Genomic DNA, 15,537 nt, shown 5'->3' on the forward strand with positions numbered 1-15,537 from the left:
TTATGACCATGTATTTAAAATTACGTTTTGCACTTACCGCGCTGTTAACCGGGGTTGCAGCAGGCAGCTTTGCACAACAGGCCGATTATATTTCTTCGCTCAACACCCAGAACGAATGGGTAGATTCGGTTTTTAAAAAACTGAACCGTAGGCATAAAGTTGCCCAATTGTTCTTTATCAGGGCGCATACCAACCGGGGTAAAGCCTATTCCGATTCGGTGGCCAAAGTCATTAAAAAGGAGCAAATCGGCGGACTGGTATTCTTTCAGGGCGGGCCGGTTAGGCAGGCAGCATTAACTAACCAATACCAAAAACTTGCTCACGTACCGTTACTTGTAGCCATGGACGGCGAATGGGGCTTGGGTATGCGACTGGATTCTACCATATCGTACCCTTATCAGATGACGCTGGGTGCCATACAGGATGAAAGACTGCTTAACCAGATGGGCCGACAAATAGCATACGATTTTAAGCGCATTGGTGCCCACATGAACTTTGCCCCCGTGGTTGATGTGAACAATAACCCCAACAACCCGGTAATTAATTATCGCTCTTTTGGCGATGATAAGTATAAAGTTTCACTTCGTGCCATTGCTTATATGCAGGGGATGCAGCAGTGTGGCTTGCTCACTACGGCCAAACATTTTCCGGGCCATGGCGATACCAATGTAGACTCGCACTTTGATTTGCCGCTCCTCAATTTTTCGCGTACGCGTTTAGATACTTTAGAGGAATACCCTTTTAAGCAAGCCATAGAGGCCGGCATCAGCGGCGTAATGGTTGCGCACATGAACATACCCGCGCTTGATGCTACCAAAAATTTACCATCTTCCATATCACAACCTATTATAACCGGGTTATTAAAAGATTCATTGGGCTTTAAAGGTCTTGTTGTATCTGATGCCATGGAGATGAAAGCCGTAGTTAAATACTTCCCGGAAGGCGAGGCCGATCTGCGTGCATTTATGGCCGGTACCGACATCATCGAACTGTCTGAAAACTCTTGTAGGGCTATTAAAAAAATTAAGGTAGCCATACGCAAAGGCCTGATAGCTGAGGCCGAACTGGATGCCAAGGTACGCAAGGTTTTAGCCGCTAAATATTTTGCCGGTTTACAGCAATACCAGCCTGCTGATGAGCGAAGTATTACAGAAGACCTTAACCGCCCGGCAGCTAAAAACCTGGTACAACAACTGAGCGATGCTGCCGTAACCCTGTTACAAGATAACGGCCTGCTGCAACGTATTAATTTTGCCCAGCGTACGGCGCTGGTAAGTATTGGTCCCGGAGCGGCTACCCCGTATCAGCAGGAGTTAGCTAAAACGTATGCCAACAGCACCTTATTTAACCTCGAAAAAAGCGCGTCTTCTACAGAGGTAAACAAGTTGCTTTTCGATTTAAAAGGTTACAGCCAGGTAATTGTGGGTGTTCATGATACCCGTTTGCGCCCGGGCAGCAAGCTCGATTTTAACAACGACGTTAAAAACTGTATTGTACAATTAGCCGCTTTACCTAACACGGCTATCAGTGTATTCGCCAACCCTTACACGCTGGCCGCTATACCGGGCATCGAAAAAAGCGGTATTTTGCTGGCTTGCTATCAAAAAGATGAAGGCATGCAAATATCGGCGGCTAAAGTAATCAGCAGGCAGCTTACGCCTATGGGTAAGCTGCCGGTAACGGTGAATACCTTTTTTGTGAACGGTTCGGGCATTGTAAACATCAACCCTGCGTTGTGAAATTAAGGGTTGCACGGCACACTGCTAATCTTAAACCTATCGTCCGTTTTTACTGCGATATATTAGGCCTAAAAATTTTAGGCCACTTTGAAGACCATAATGGTTACGATGGTATTTTCCTCGGGTTGAAAAACACCGGCTGGCACCTGGAATTTACCACCTCTGCAGAAGTCCCGGAGCACCATCCCGATGAAGACGATCTGCTGGTGTTCTACTTAAACAGCATGGAAGAAGTTGAACATTTAAAGCAGAAATTTGCAGCAAGTGGCATCACCCCAATCCCTGCAAAAAACCCATACTGGAATGCTAACGGCACACTTTACCCCGACCCTGATGGCTTTGGAGTAATGATCACCCTTACTCAAAGCTAATTTTTTGAACAGATAATTTACACATAAAACAATCTCAAAGGGTATTGAAGTGTTATAGATAAAGATTTACTTTGCACTAAACATTTTTGCCGATGATCCGCCTTTCTGTAAATATTAACAAAATAGCCACCCTGCGTAACTCGCGCGGAGGTAACAACCCCGATCTAATACAAGTTGCTAAAGATTGTGAACGCTTTGGGGCGCAAGGCATCACTGTACATCCACGGCCCGATGAGCGCCATATACGTTACGATGATGTGTACGCTTTAAAGGAAACCGTTACCACCGAGTTTAATATTGAAGGTAATTGCGAGGAAAAGAAGTTTGTTGATTTGGTACTGGCGGTTAAGCCTCACCAGGTGACCTTAGTGCCCGATGTCCTTAACCAGTTAACCTCCAACCATGGCTGGGATACCATTACGCACAAACGCTATTTACAGGATATGGTCAAGTGCTTTCATGATGAAGGCATCCGCGTATCGTTATTTGTAGACCCGCTGAAAGATATGGTAGAAGCCGCCGCCGAAACCGGTACCGACCGCGTGGAACTTTATACTGAAGCCTACGCCAGCCATTATCATCAGGGCATTGAACTGGCTGCCGCTCCTTATATTCAGGCTGCCGAAATAGCTCAAAAAGTGGGTTTAGGTTTAAATGCGGGTCACGACTTGGATTTAAAAAACCTGAAATACTTCGCCCAACACGTACCCAGCTTACAGGAAGTAAGCATAGGCCATGCCCTCATTTGCGATGCTCTATACTACGGTTTGGAGAATACGATTCAAATGTATTTGCAACGCTTAACGTAGTAAGTTTAAAAAAACGTTGTTGGTCGTCTCAAACGAATGAGAGATGTTTTCTGACGGGTAGATGAACACTAATCATTTAGAATAGATTTTTCTTGTTAACATTACCCGCTATATATCTATCATTCAACTGCCAGTTTGAGCTTTAAATTCAGGTGGCATCTGTAGGAGAAATAATAAATTGCTTGAACCGTGATGCTCAGCTTGTAGAGGCATGAACAATTAATTTGATAAGCATTATTAGCAAAGGCTTATGTTCATATATTAACATTACAAATCCGGCCCATAAGCCTGATTTTTTTGTTTTACGAAAGGAGTAATAAGCAAGGCTATCAATACCAATAAGATGCAACCCAAAGCATTCAGCCATAAATAAGCCATCACCTCTTTCCATCCGCAGTAAACCACTATGGCTTCGGTAAATAAAGCGGCAATAAAAACGGCATTACCTGTTATGTGTTTAAGGTAAAAGGCTACCACAAATATGCCCAGCATGGTGCCGTACATGTAAGAACCTAACTTGTTAACGGCTTCCAGTAAATTACCTAACTGCCCGGCATAAAGAGCCATTATCAAACAAACGATTCCCCAAAATATAGTAGCCAGGCGCGATGCGTTTACATAGTTTTGGTCGGTAGCATTTTTGTTAATCACACGTTTATAAATATCTACCACTGTAGTGGAGGCCAGCGAATTTAGCGCACTGGCCGTTGACCCCATCGAAGCTAAAAACACAATAGCTATTAGCAAGCCTACCAATCCTTTAGGCAGGTAACCGGTTACAAAGCTCAGGAAAATGTAGTTGGTGTCATTTACTTCTGCCAGCGCGTTGTTCTGTTTTATTAGGGCTATGCCTTGTTTACGCAGAGTATCGGTTTGAGTTTGGTATTGTTGCAAGCCAGCCTGTGCAGTAATTACGGCTTGTTTATCATCCCTATTGAGCGCCTTAACCAAATCATCAGCCTTGAGCTTTTTTTGCAGAGATGCCGAGTTGTATTGCTGTTCCAGTTTTTGGTATTGGCTCGCATACTTACTTTCTTTGATCAGCTTAACTTCGTTGCGGTTAAAAAACAGCGGCGGTTGTTTAAACTGGTAAAAGGTGAACACCAATACACCTATCAACAATATCAAAAATTGCATCGGGATCTTAATCAACCCGTTCATGAGCAAACCTATACGGCTTTGCCCAACCGAACTGCCGGTTAAATAGCGGCCCACCTGGCTTTGGTCTGTACCGAAATAGGCGAGCTGCAAAAAGAAACCGCCTATTAATCCACTCCAAACATTATATTGGTTTTTGGGGTCAAACTTCCAGTCAATTACATTCATGCGGTTAAGCTTGCCCGCTAATTGCAACGAATTTTTAAATCCAACACCATCTGGCAGTAGCTTTACTACCACCACCCCGGCCAAAAACATTCCCGCAAAAATAATACTCATTTGCAGCACCTGCGTGTATGATACCGCCTTGGTTCCTCCGTAAACTGTATAAAATATGACCAGCGTGCCTATAAACAGGGTGGTGTAAACCACGTTGATTTGTAATATGGTAGACAGAATTATAGATGGTGCATAAATAGTAATGCCGGTAGATAAGCCACGTTGTAGCAAAAACAAAAAGGCGGTTAATGCCCGTGTTTTCAGATCGAAGCGCTGCTCCAAATATTCGTAGGCGGTATATACTTTTAATTGATGAAAGATGGGCACGAAGGTGATGCACAGCACGATCATGGCCAGTGGCAAACCGAAGTAGAACTGTACAAAGCGCATCCCATCGGCGTAAGCCAGGCCGGGTGCCGAAAGAAAAGTGATAGCACTGGCCTGTGTGGCCATTACCGAAAGGCCGATGTGGTACCAGGGCAACGAGCGACCGCCAACCAGGTACTGATCCAGATTTTTACTGCCGCTGCTTTTATAAATACCATAAGCAATTATGGCAAACAGCGTAACGGCTAAAACAATCCAATCGGGCAGGCTCATTTAAAGGAGATGGTAATGAGCCAAAATACGAAAATTAAAAAAACCAGCCACACGATAATTATACCGTAAAGCTGGTTCCATGTGCGTATAAAAGAGGGAAGTTCCTGCCTATCAGGCATCATGACGGCCTCTTACCAAAAACTTGATAAATAATGCTGCGGTTAACAAACCTAACACACCACCAATTGGGATGTAAATTAAGCCCCTGTCAATAACAAAACCTACAAACATGCCGGTTAACAAGGCAATTATGTAAAAGTATGAATCGTAATTTTTTTCTTCGGTATGGTGATGGTGTGACATGTCGTATATTTATCTTAATGTACAAAAGTAGCTGATTAACCCATGGATACAAAACTTTGTTGTGCAGAAGTTTAAAATAAATGAAGATGCTGCTTTTATGCAAACGATTGCACCCGGACGTATCTGTATTATGATAAATAAATATGTGTTAGGGGGTTTTAACTATAAAAGAACCCCTTACATTTGTAATGCTACCGGCAAGTAAAACCAATTTAGCTGGTAGCGAATATAATTATAAAGAGATTATAATCCATGAAGAACACCACACTGCTCAAACTTGCTGTTATTTTACTCATGACCACTACCACGTTATCGCTTAAAGCGCAAAAAAAACCAAAAGCTAACGCTAAGATGGATGTAGAGCAAGCTGTTGAAAAAATCCGCAAGTTAATGGTAGAACCCGATAGTGCCGAACTTTCGGCCATGGCATCTGATAAATTGACCTTTGGACACTCTGGCGGTAAAATACAGAACAAACAAGAATTTTTGCATTCGTTCATCAGCGGCGATACCGATTTTACCAGCCTGGAGTTTACCGATCAAACCATACAGGTGTCGGGTAGTACGGCCATTGTGCGTCATACGCTATCGGGCAATACGCATGATAAAGGTAAAGATCCCGGTACGGTAAAGCTTTTGATTTTGCTGGTATGGCAAAAAGTAAAAGGCCAATGGGTATTGCTGGCACGGCAGGCTATTAAATATCCCGTAGCAGCCTAATTAAACAAACATCTAAATTTATTATCATACAAAATGAGTGATCTATCTAAGCTATTTGATTTAACGGGTAAAACTGCGCTGGTAACCGGCGGCAATAAAGGTATTGGTAAAGGTATGGCCATTGGCTTGGCCGAAGCCGGTGCCGATATTATTGTGGTATCGGGTTCGGTTGAACTGCAGGGCAGCGATATTGAAAAACAGGTTACCGCCTTGGGCCGTAAGTTTAAAGCCTACCAGGCTAATCTAAGCAGCCGCGATGGAGTATATACGTTTATTAACCAACTACAGTCCGAAAACCCGCGTATAGATATTTTAGTGAACAACGCCGGTACCATTATGCGTAAACCTGCTGCCGAACACCCTGACGAATACTGGGACAATGTACTCTCGCTTAACCTGGATGCCCCGTTTATTTTAGCCCGCGAACTGGGTAAAAAAATGATAGAGGCGGGTAGTGGTAAAATTATTTTTACTTGCTCGCTGTTAACTTTTCAGGGTGGTATTAATGTACCGGGTTATGCCGCAAGTAAAGGCGCTTTGGGTAGCTTGGTTAAGGCTTTAGCCAACGAATGGACCTCTAAAGGGGTAACCGTAAACGGTATTGCACCGGGTTACATTGCTACCGATAATACTGAAGCCCTGCGTAATGATCCCGACCGCAGCAAAAGTATTTTGGACCGGATACCGGCAGGCCGCTGGGGCGAAGCGGAAGACTTTAAAGGCCCTGCCGTATTTTTAGCATCCGAGGCAGGCGCTTACGTAAGCGGGCACATCCTTACCGTGGATGGCGGCTGGATGGGAAGATAAGGATAGAATCAAGAGATAAGAAACAAGAGCCAAGACTTTCTTTGACACAAGAAATAAAAACTGAAAACTGGCAACAGCCAACTGATAACTTTACCCAATGGAAGTAAGATTTGAAAATAGCAAGAAAGAAGTAAGCCGCATGACCACCCAGGAACTACGCGAGTCGTTTTTGGTGGAAGAGTTAATGCAGGCCGATAAAATAACCACTGTGTATTCACACTACGATCGCGTAATTGTGGGTGGTGTAAAACCGGTTAACAGCTCAGTTACTTTAGAAACCAACGAAGAACTGAAAGCCGAGTACTTTTTAGAGCGCCGCGAATTAGGCATTATTAACGTAGGTGGCAGCGGTGTAGTAGTAGCCGACGGCGTAACCTATGATGTAGACAAAATGAGCTGCCTGTACTTAGGTAAAGGCACTAAAGATGTAAGCTTTAAAAGTACCGATGCCGCTAACCCGGCTGTGTATTACCTGTTGAGCAGCCCGGCGCATGCCAATTACCCCAACCGTTTAATGACCAAGGAAGAAGCCGCCCCGGTACAACTGGGCGATATCACCACTTCTAACAAACGCACCATTTACAAATATATTCACCTGGATGGCATTCGCAGCTGCCAGTTGGTAATGGGTTTAACCGTGTTAGAAACCGGTAGCGTATGGAACTCGGTTCCACCGCATACGCACACCCGCCGTACCGAAATTTATTTTTACTTCGACCTGCCCGAAAACCAGCGTTTATTCCATTTTATGGGTGAGCCGCAAGCCACTAAAAGTTTAGTACTGCAAAACCACAACGCCGTAATTTCTCCACCATGGTCGGTACACTTTGGTTGTGGTACCAGCAACTATGCCTTTATTTGGGGCATGGCCGGCGAAAACCAGGTTTACAGCGACATGGATCCGCTGGCAGTGGTAGACATTAAGTAGCCAACACTACTTTATAAAGTTGATCATCGAACGTTAGTAAGATTATGATACCTCATTTAACGGGGTTTCGGGTTATATAACGTTCGATTTTTTTTATTACGCATTAGCACTCAAAAATAATCCTTCTTTGATCTCCGGTATTACACCCTTTTCCTTAGCGGTATCAAAAAGTAATTGAATAGCCTTTTTTCCTTCAATGCCTAAATCGAGCGAATATTGATTAACATACAGGTGGATGTGCTTATACATCACCTCTTCGCTCATTTCCTGCGCATGACTGCGAATAAATTCCAGGCCCGATTTTGGGTTAGCAAAGGCAAACTCTACCGAACGGCGCAGCACCCGGTTAACTTTGTGCTGCACATCAGGTGGCAGGTTGCGGTTAGCCACTATACCACCTAAGGGGATAGCTATACCGGTTTGCTTTTCCCAGTAATCGCCCAGGTCCATAATTTTTTTCAGCCCTTTATCCTGGTAAGTAAAACGGTTTTCGTGGATGATGAGGCCTACATCAATACGTTCCTCAAGCAAGGCATTTTCAATGTCCGAAAACACAAGTTCCTGTTTATTGGTAGCTTGCGGAAAAGCCAGGCTCAGTAAAAAGTTGGCAGTAGTGTATTTACCAGGAATACCAATGGTGAGCGGTGAGTGGTGAGTGGTGAGTTGCGAGCGAAGAGCCTCTGGATCCCCTTTACAAATCAATATCGGTCCCACGCCAAAACCTAAGGCGCTACCGGCATCCAGTAAAACATATTGGTTGGCTACATAGGCAAAAGCATGATAGCTTAATTTGGTAACATCCAATTGCCCGCGCATAGCCTTTTGGTTTAGGGTCTCCACATCATCGTAAAACACCTCAAACTCTAATCCTTCAGTGTCAATTTTATAGTGAATAAGGGCATCAAAAATAAACGTATCGTTTGGGCAAGGCGAAAAGCCGAGGGTTAGTTTCATAGTTCAGTTTTTATAGTTAATCACCGCCGCCTTCTCCTCCACCGTCTCCACAATCACTGTCACCGCCATCATCGCAAGAGCCATTGTCGTCGGAGTCAGAATTGTGATGGAAGTTAAACAAGTCAAAAAATCCGGAGTCGGCATTGTTATCGGAACCACCATCAGAAGAAACGTCACTTAACGTTTTATCTTTTCTCTTAAAACGGTCGAAGAAATCTTTAAACATCTTTATCAGCTTTTAATGTGTTCAACAGTTCCACCGCAAATGTATTCAGATTTTCAATGGCCAACCCTATCTTCCAGGCATCGCGGTTACGCTTTTCTACATAATTTGACACCGCCCTGATCTGTAGCGCCGGTACGCCGGCCTGTTCACATGCATAAAAGAAGGCGGCTCCTTCCATGCTTTCTAACTGCGGTCTACTGCGCTGATGCAACTTAGCAATAGACGATTCTTCGCCGTGTACGGTATTTACGGTTGCGGCGGTAACCTGCCAAACACCATGCTCCGGGTAGTAATTAGATAGGTGGGCATCTGTTTTAAAAACGGTTTGCCCAAAGCCCAAAGCATCTAAAGTAATAAAGCGGGTATCATCTTCGGCACCTAATTCAGTAAAAGTATCCTGCACAATTTCAACCACTTCGCCTAACGGGATGTTGCGGTCGAAACTTCCGGCTATGCCTAAATTAATAGCAAGGTCGTAATGGTTGTTTGCAAGGTGCCTGCCCAGGGCATAAGCCGTAGCGGTCATGCCTACGCCGGTGATGAGGACTTCTGTTGTCTGTTGTCTGTTTTCTGTTGACTGTCCGAGCGTCTTATTACTGATAACTGTCAACTGATAACCATCAACTAATATTCCTACTTCTTCCCTCGTAGCAGCTACTACTAATATATTCATGAAGGCTAAGATAAAACAACTTGCCTGTTTTTGTTTTGTATATTTGCACCCAATAAATGTTATGATGATTTATATTACGCGTAAAGAGCATTTTAATGCCGCACACCGCATGTACCGTGAGGAATGGAGCGCAGAGAAAAATAAAGAAGTTTTTGGTAAATGTGCCAACCCCAACTGGCATGGCCATAATTATTATTTACATGTAACCGTAAAAGGGCAAATTACCCATGCAACCGGTTATTTAATTGATTTAAAAGACCTGAAAGTTATTATAAACGATTATGTGATTGAAAAATTAGACCATAAAAACCTCAACATGGACGTAGATTTTATGCAGGGTAAAATGGCCTCTACAGAAATACTTTGTATAGAGATATTTAACCAGTTAAAAGCACCTATTGAAGCGCACGAGGGTGTTTTTTTACACGCTGTAAGGCTATTTGAAACCGAAAATAATAGTGCCGAGTACTTTGGCGAATAACACAATTTGATGATTGACGAAGACGACAACCTGGAGAGCCGCGATGCGGGAATTGACGGGTATAAAAAAATAGACCGTTATAATCCTGAACTTATTGAAAACCTATCGGCCAATTACCTACAGGTATTAACGCATATTGGCGAAGATCCTGAGCGCGAAGGGTTGTTAAAAACCCCCGAGCGTATGGCAAAAGCCATGCTATTCTTAACCCAAGGCTATAATCTGGATGCTAAAGAAATCCTGACTTCTGCCATGTTTAAGGAAGAATACAGCCAAATGGTGGTAGTAAAAGATATTGAAGTGTATTCTATGTGTGAGCATCACATGCTGCCCTTTTTTGGCAAGGCACATGTGGCCTATATTCCTAACGGGCACGTGGTAGGTTTGAGTAAAATACCGCGTATTGTGGATGTGTTTTCGCGTCGTTTACAGGTACAGGAACGTTTAACCAACGAGATCCGCGATTGCATACAGAACACATTACAACCTTTAGGCGTAGGTATAGTTATGGAGTGCCGTCACCTTTGTATGAGCATGCGCGGAGTGCAAAAGCAAAATTCGGTAACTACCACATCGGCATTTAGTGGTGAGTTTTTTAAAGAAAAAACCAGAACAGAGTTTTTACAACTGATAAGCTCTAAACTAAGTTAATTGTCTGAACCGGAATTATAAGATTTAAAGAGAGGACAGAATTAATATCATTTTAGGAGTTCTGTTCATTCCACAAATTCTTAAATTTCGGTTCAGACAGCAAACAACCAATTATCAATAAATCAAATTCGAAACTGAACTTTCGAAATTCTAAATAAGAATGAAAGCATATATTTTCCCGGGGCAAGGTGCCCAGTTTGTAGGCATGGGTAAAACCCTGTACGATACTAATGACGTGGCCCGGCAGCTATTTGAGCAGGCTAACAACCTATTGGGTTTCCGCATAACCGACCTTATGTTTAACGGCACCGATGAAGACCTGAAACAAACCAATGTAACTCAACCAGCTATTTTTTTACATTCGGTAATATTGGCTAAAGTTGCGGGTGAGAATTTTAAACCCGAAATGGTGGCCGGCCACTCCCTGGGTGAGTTTTCTGCCCTGGTATCGGCCGGTGCCTTATCATTTGAGGATGGTTTAAAACTGGTAGCCGCACGTGCCAATGCTATGCAAAAAGCTTGTGAACTTCAGCCCTCTACTATGGCAGCCGTATTAGGTTTGGATGATTTTACTGTTGAAGATATTTGCCAGCGTGTGAGCGATGTGGTGGTTCCGGCCAATTATAACTGCCCCGGTCAGCTGGTTATATCGGGTACTATTGCCGGTATTGAAAAAGCGTGTGAATTGTTAAAAGAAGCCGGTGCCAAACGTGCGCTGGTTTTAAATGTAGGTGGAGCCTTTCACTCGCCTTTAATGGAGAGTGCACGTGTTGAACTGGAACTTGCTATTGTAAATACCGACATTCAGGAGCCTGTTTGTCCTATCTATCAAAACATAGATGCCAGGCCTTACACCGATGCTACACTCATTAAACAAAATTTAATAGCCCAACTAACCGGACCGGTACGCTGGACGCAAACCATAACACTTATGTTAAAAGACGGTGCTACCTCGTTTACAGAGGTTGGCCCGGGTAATGTTTTACAGGGCTTGGTTAAAAAAGTTGACCGCAACGCTGCAACAGCCAGTTTAACCGTTAACGCGTAAATAATAAATAAAAGCCACAAACTAAAGTGGCTTTTATTTATTATAATATATTTGATATCTACAAACATCTTGCTACCAAGTTAAAGTTGACCACCTTTGCTAAAATACGTGTATTACTGGCTTTGTTATGTACCAGTTTATTGTTTACCGCAATGGTTTTACGCAATAGTTATACTCCGTATAATGGTTTTATAAAAAGTGCGCATACTTTAGAAAACAACCTGCAGCAACAGGAAAAGCTGGTGGAAAAAATGTTTAAGGGCAAGCAGTTTCAGCAATTGAAAACTTTGCCCGATAGCAGCAGCGAAGCATTGGCGCAAATAGATGACATTACCATTGTAAACCGTATATGGCTGGTTACCTATAAAAATGATAAGCTAACTTACTGGTCGGGTGTTAAGGTTATACCCGAGAGTTATAAAAAGTTTAAAGAAGGTAGTTCTTTTATAAAAGAGCCCAATGGTTATTACGAGGCTATTCGGAAAACAGAGGGTAATTTTACGGCGGTTGCATTCATTTTTGTAAAAAGTAAATTCCGTTTTCAAAACCAGTATTTAACTAACACATTTGAGCCTAAGCTGCTTAAAAGTAATAACCTGGAAATTGCAGACCTTGCCGATAAGGATGTTTACCACATTCACAACATACACAAAGCATATCTTTTTTCGGTTAAACTCAATAATAAGGCGGTAAATTATAGCTACTTAGGCTGGGAACTGGCTTTATGGGTATCCGGTTTAGTTACGCTATGTTTACTTGTTACCAGTGTTTGTAATTATTTTATTCATATTAAAAAGATATGGATAGCATTTATGCTGATTGCCGCAAGTATAATGTTGATCAGGGGTATTAGCCTGTATTTCCACATTCCCGATTTTAGTGCCAGCTTAAACCTGTTCGACCCTGAATTTTACTCGCTTAATAAGCTTTTTCCAACCTTTGGCGATTTTTGCCTCAATGTATTATTGTTGTTTTGGTTAGTAGCTTACATCTACCATAACAGGCACAAAATAATTAGCCGCTCGCCCAATCAACTTACCGGCTATACCATTTTTATTGGTGGAGTATTGCTCCTTGTGGCTGCATCTACCGGTTTAATTAATTTGTTTAAAGAACTGGTAATAGGTTCGCAAATTAATTTTGATGTAAATAATGTACTTAACCTAACAGGTTATAGTATGTTAGGTGTGCTAATGGCTTGCTTTGGATTCTTGATATTTTACCTGCTTATAGAAATTGTACTGGCAGTAAATTTTTTTATTGCAATTAACTACCGTACTAAGCTGGGTGTTTTTGTTGGTATAATATTATTTGCAACTGGTTTATCTGCCTATTATGGCTTTACGTGGTTTTATGTTTTATGGGCCGTAATGGTATTGGTTAGGGTTTACGCTATCCGGTATAATGCCGGGGCGCTTAATGCGGTATCATACGTAGTAATCATTTTAATATGTGCGCTCATAGCTTCTGTTAAGCTTAATTATTTCGAATCGGTAAAAGAGAAAGTAACCCGGAAGCAACTGGTTGAACAATTAAATAATGGTAATAACCTTAAAATTAATAGGGTATTTAAAACTGTTGAAAAGCAGATAGTACACGACCCCATATTAAAGCAGTATTTTAAAAAAGGCAATCATAGTAACGGCTACCTGAAAAATCGTTTTCAAAAGCTATACTTCGATGGTTACCTATCAGATTATGATTGTAAGATACATGAGTTTAACGGTAACGGACAACCTATACTGGCTGATAACGAATATGTATTAAGTGATTTTAAGGATATGGTGATCTTTAGTTCCTTTAAAGTATCAGATTATTTCTATCGCGAAAACGAAAACTTCGGCTTTCAAAGCTACTTTGCCATACTGCCTGTTTATGAAAAAGAAACTAACCTTGGAACAATTATTATTGAGCTTAAATCAAAACCGGTTCATGCTAATGGTAGTTTCCCCGAGTTGCTGATCGATAACCAGCTTAAGCTCGATTCTAAGTTTAAAGAATACTCTTATGCATTTTATAGTGACGGGCGATTGCTTAGCCAAAATGGCAAGTACGATTACAATATATTTAATAATGAGTTTAAGGGTAAGCCTAAACAGTATAGGTTTAAAACAACGTATGACAACGATGGTACAAAGCCCTGGTACCAGCGTTTAACTCGCTGGAGCCATTTAGTTTACCAGCCCAGCGTACGTAAGGTTATTGTAGTATCGCAGCCCGAAAATGATCTATTTGCTTATTTGGCCTCGTTAACATTCTTTTTTGTAATGCTGCTTACCTTTAGTGCTGTTGTTATTTTAGTTAGCTGGTTGTGGAACCGTATCACTATTATTAAAATTACCACAAATAGTATCAGGTGGAATTTCAGAGCTAATTTCGAGCACCTGCTTTATAAAACCCGTATCCAATTTTCTATGATATTTGCGGTGGTGGCAACTTTGGTTTTAGTTGGTATAATTACCTATATATCAATTACCGCACAATACCAGGAGCAGCAGGATGAGATGATAAGTGCCAAAGTAACTACCATAAGCGCCAAGTTTGAGAATTCCTTTCCCGAAGATCTACGTTTTGATGAAGCCACCCAAGTAAAATTCAATGTTTTCGCCGATAATTTTTCAACCGATCTCATTCTTTTTAACCGGGAGGGAGTACCCATATTGTCAACCCAACCCAAAATTTATGCTTATGGTATATTAGGTAAGCGTATGCATGCCAAGGCATATATATTACTTAGTAAGTTTCAAAAATCATTATTAATTAATGATGAGCGTATAGGCGGATTGGATTATAAAACAGCTTATGTTCCTATCCGTAATACCAAAAACATAACTACCGCTTACTTGCAATTACCTTATTTTTCTAACATGGCCGATAAGCGCGAACGCATAGGGTCGTTTTTAAATGCTATGATCAATATTTATGCGCTGATATTTATCGCAATTGGTATTTTTGCAGTATTTATTGCCCGCCAAATTACAACACCGTTAAGCTTTATACAACATAACCTTAGTAAAACCATTTACGGGAAAAAAAATGAGCCTATAAAATGGGAACGTGATGATGAGATTGGCTCATTAGTAAAAGAGTATAATAAAATGATTGCCGCGCTGGAAAATAGTGCACAACGTTTGGCTCAATCTGAGCGTGAAAGTGCCTGGCGCGAAATGGCCAAGCAGGTTGCCCACGAAATTAAGAACCCGCTTACGCCTTTAAAGTTGGGCTTGCAGCTGCTCGAAAAATCGTGGAGGGATAAAGACCCTAAGTTTGATTTGAAATTTGAGCGTTTTAGCAAATCGTTTGTGGAACAGATAGAAAGCCTGTCATCTATCGCTTCGGAATTTTCGGCCTTTGCCAAAATGCCCGATACCAAAATGGAAAGGTTAAGCCTGTTTGAAACACTGGGCCAAGCAGTAACCATATTTAAGCACATGGATAATGTGCAAATAGGTTTTGAACTGCCCGAACAGCCTTTTATGATTAATGCCGACCGCGACCAATTATTGCGTTGTTTTAACAACCTGCTTAAAAACGCTATTGAGGCCATGCCACCCGAACGTATTGGCATAATTGATATTAACTATACTATTAACCGCAATAGCATTCTCCTGAAAGTTCAGGACAATGGCAACGGAATTCCCGAAAACGTACGTGAGCGTATATTCGAGCCAAATTTTACTACTAAAAGTTCGGGTACAGGCTTAGGATTAGCATTCGTAAAAAATTCTATAGAAAATGCAGGTGGCAAGGTGTGGTACGAAACTGTAATAGGTGGGGGAACAACATTTTATTTGAACTTTCCTGAATTTAAAGGATAGAATATTACAGCTCAATAATATTAAGAGAGTTT

15 protein-coding genes are annotated in these 15,537 nt (G+C 41.9%); 10 read left to right on the plus strand and 5 right to left on the minus strand.

Going from position 1 to position 15,537, the window contains the following annotated elements; genetic code table 11:
• The first annotated feature begins 8 nt into the window (after window positions 1–8).
• The 3 genes from ACFQ3S_RS13870 to ACFQ3S_RS13880 all read left to right on the plus strand — a co-directional run bounded on the left by ACFQ3S_RS13870 (window position 9) and on the right by ACFQ3S_RS13880 (window position 2,919).
• Window positions 9–1,739 carry a glycoside hydrolase family 3 protein gene (locus ACFQ3S_RS13870; RefSeq protein ID WP_377165437.1) on the plus strand — a complete coding sequence of 577 codons (1,731 nt, stop codon included), beginning with the start codon at window positions 9–11 and terminating at the stop codon, window positions 1,737–1,739.
• Window positions 1,736–2,110: a VOC family protein gene (locus ACFQ3S_RS13875; protein WP_377165439.1), complete on the plus strand. Its 375-nt coding sequence runs from the start codon at window positions 1,736–1,738 to the stop codon at window positions 2,108–2,110. The genes ACFQ3S_RS13870 and ACFQ3S_RS13875 overlap by 4 nt, the downstream gene beginning before the upstream one ends.
• Window positions 2,111–2,202: 92 nt before the next feature.
• Window positions 2,203–2,919 carry a pyridoxine 5'-phosphate synthase gene (locus ACFQ3S_RS13880; RefSeq protein ID WP_377165441.1) on the plus strand — a complete coding sequence of 239 codons (717 nt, stop codon included), beginning with the start codon at window positions 2,203–2,205 and terminating at the stop codon, window positions 2,917–2,919.
• 267 nt (window positions 2,920–3,186) lie between these two features.
• Here ACFQ3S_RS13880 and ACFQ3S_RS13885 read toward each other — a convergent pair whose 3' ends face one another.
• Complete coding sequence (locus ACFQ3S_RS13885) at window positions 3,187–4,896, minus strand: sodium:solute symporter (RefSeq protein WP_377165443.1); 1,710 nt, start codon at window positions 4,894–4,896, stop codon at window positions 3,187–3,189.
• 111 nt (window positions 4,897–5,007) lie between these two features.
• On the minus strand, window positions 5,008–5,199 hold the full coding sequence (locus ACFQ3S_RS13890; protein WP_377165445.1) for a hypothetical protein: 192 nt from the start codon (window positions 5,197–5,199) through the stop codon (window positions 5,008–5,010).
• 252 nt (window positions 5,200–5,451) lie between these two features.
• Between ACFQ3S_RS13890 and ACFQ3S_RS13895 the strand changes: the two genes are divergently transcribed.
• The 3 genes from ACFQ3S_RS13895 to kduI all read left to right on the plus strand — a co-directional run bounded on the left by ACFQ3S_RS13895 (window position 5,452) and on the right by kduI (window position 7,654).
• Window positions 5,452–5,919: a nuclear transport factor 2 family protein gene (locus ACFQ3S_RS13895; RefSeq protein ID WP_377165447.1), complete on the plus strand. Its 468-nt coding sequence runs from the start codon at window positions 5,452–5,454 to the stop codon at window positions 5,917–5,919.
• 33 nt (window positions 5,920–5,952) lie between these two features.
• The gene (locus tag ACFQ3S_RS13900; RefSeq protein WP_377165449.1) at window positions 5,953–6,726 is read left to right on the plus strand and encodes an SDR family NAD(P)-dependent oxidoreductase; all 774 of its coding nucleotides are present in this window, start codon (window positions 5,953–5,955) and stop codon (window positions 6,724–6,726) included.
• Window positions 6,727–6,823: 97 nt separating this feature from the next.
• Window positions 6,824–7,654, plus strand: coding sequence for a 5-dehydro-4-deoxy-D-glucuronate isomerase (gene kduI, locus ACFQ3S_RS13905; RefSeq protein WP_377165451.1), 831 nt, complete (start codon window positions 6,824–6,826; stop codon window positions 7,652–7,654).
• Between the two features lie 96 nt (window positions 7,655–7,750).
• Here the strand turns inward: kduI and ACFQ3S_RS13910 are convergent, their stop codons facing one another.
• From ACFQ3S_RS13910 to mqnB, 3 genes are read right to left on the minus strand one after another with little or no spacing between them, the layout of a single operon-like run.
• Complete coding sequence (locus tag ACFQ3S_RS13910; protein WP_377165453.1) at window positions 7,751–8,608, minus strand: menaquinone biosynthesis family protein; 858 nt, start codon at window positions 8,606–8,608, stop codon at window positions 7,751–7,753.
• 16 nt (window positions 8,609–8,624) lie between these two features.
• On the minus strand, window positions 8,625–8,834 hold the full coding sequence (locus ACFQ3S_RS13915) for a hypothetical protein (RefSeq protein WP_377165455.1): 210 nt from the start codon (window positions 8,832–8,834) through the stop codon (window positions 8,625–8,627).
• Window positions 8,827–9,507 (minus strand): futalosine hydrolase, encoded by a 681-nt coding sequence (mqnB, locus tag ACFQ3S_RS13920; protein WP_377165457.1) that lies wholly within the window; start codon window positions 9,505–9,507, stop codon window positions 8,827–8,829. The genes ACFQ3S_RS13915 and mqnB overlap by 8 nt, the downstream gene beginning before the upstream one ends.
• A 64-nt stretch (window positions 9,508–9,571) precedes the next feature.
• Here mqnB and ACFQ3S_RS13925 point away from each other — a divergent pair, with 64 nt between their 5' ends.
• From ACFQ3S_RS13925 to ACFQ3S_RS13940, 4 genes are all read left to right on the plus strand, one after another.
• Window positions 9,572–9,988 carry a 6-pyruvoyl trahydropterin synthase family protein gene (locus ACFQ3S_RS13925; protein WP_377165832.1) on the plus strand — a complete coding sequence of 139 codons (417 nt, stop codon included), beginning with the start codon at window positions 9,572–9,574 and terminating at the stop codon, window positions 9,986–9,988.
• Window positions 9,989–9,997: 9 nt separating this feature from the next.
• Window positions 9,998–10,639 (plus strand): GTP cyclohydrolase I FolE, encoded by a 642-nt coding sequence (folE, locus tag ACFQ3S_RS13930; RefSeq protein WP_377165459.1) that lies wholly within the window; start codon window positions 9,998–10,000, stop codon window positions 10,637–10,639.
• Between the two features lie 160 nt (window positions 10,640–10,799).
• A complete protein-coding gene (gene fabD, locus ACFQ3S_RS13935; protein WP_377165461.1) occupies window positions 10,800–11,687 on the plus strand; it encodes an ACP S-malonyltransferase in 888 nt (295 codons plus the stop codon).
• Between the two features lie 152 nt (window positions 11,688–11,839).
• Entirely contained in the window at window positions 11,840–15,505 is a 3,666-nt protein-coding gene (locus tag ACFQ3S_RS13940) for a sensor histidine kinase (RefSeq protein ID WP_377165463.1), read from the plus strand.
• Window positions 15,506–15,537 lie beyond the last annotated feature (32 nt).

Source organism: Mucilaginibacter terrae (assembly GCF_042679325.1).
GTDB lineage: Bacteria > Bacteroidota > Bacteroidia > Sphingobacteriales > Sphingobacteriaceae > Mucilaginibacter > Mucilaginibacter terrae.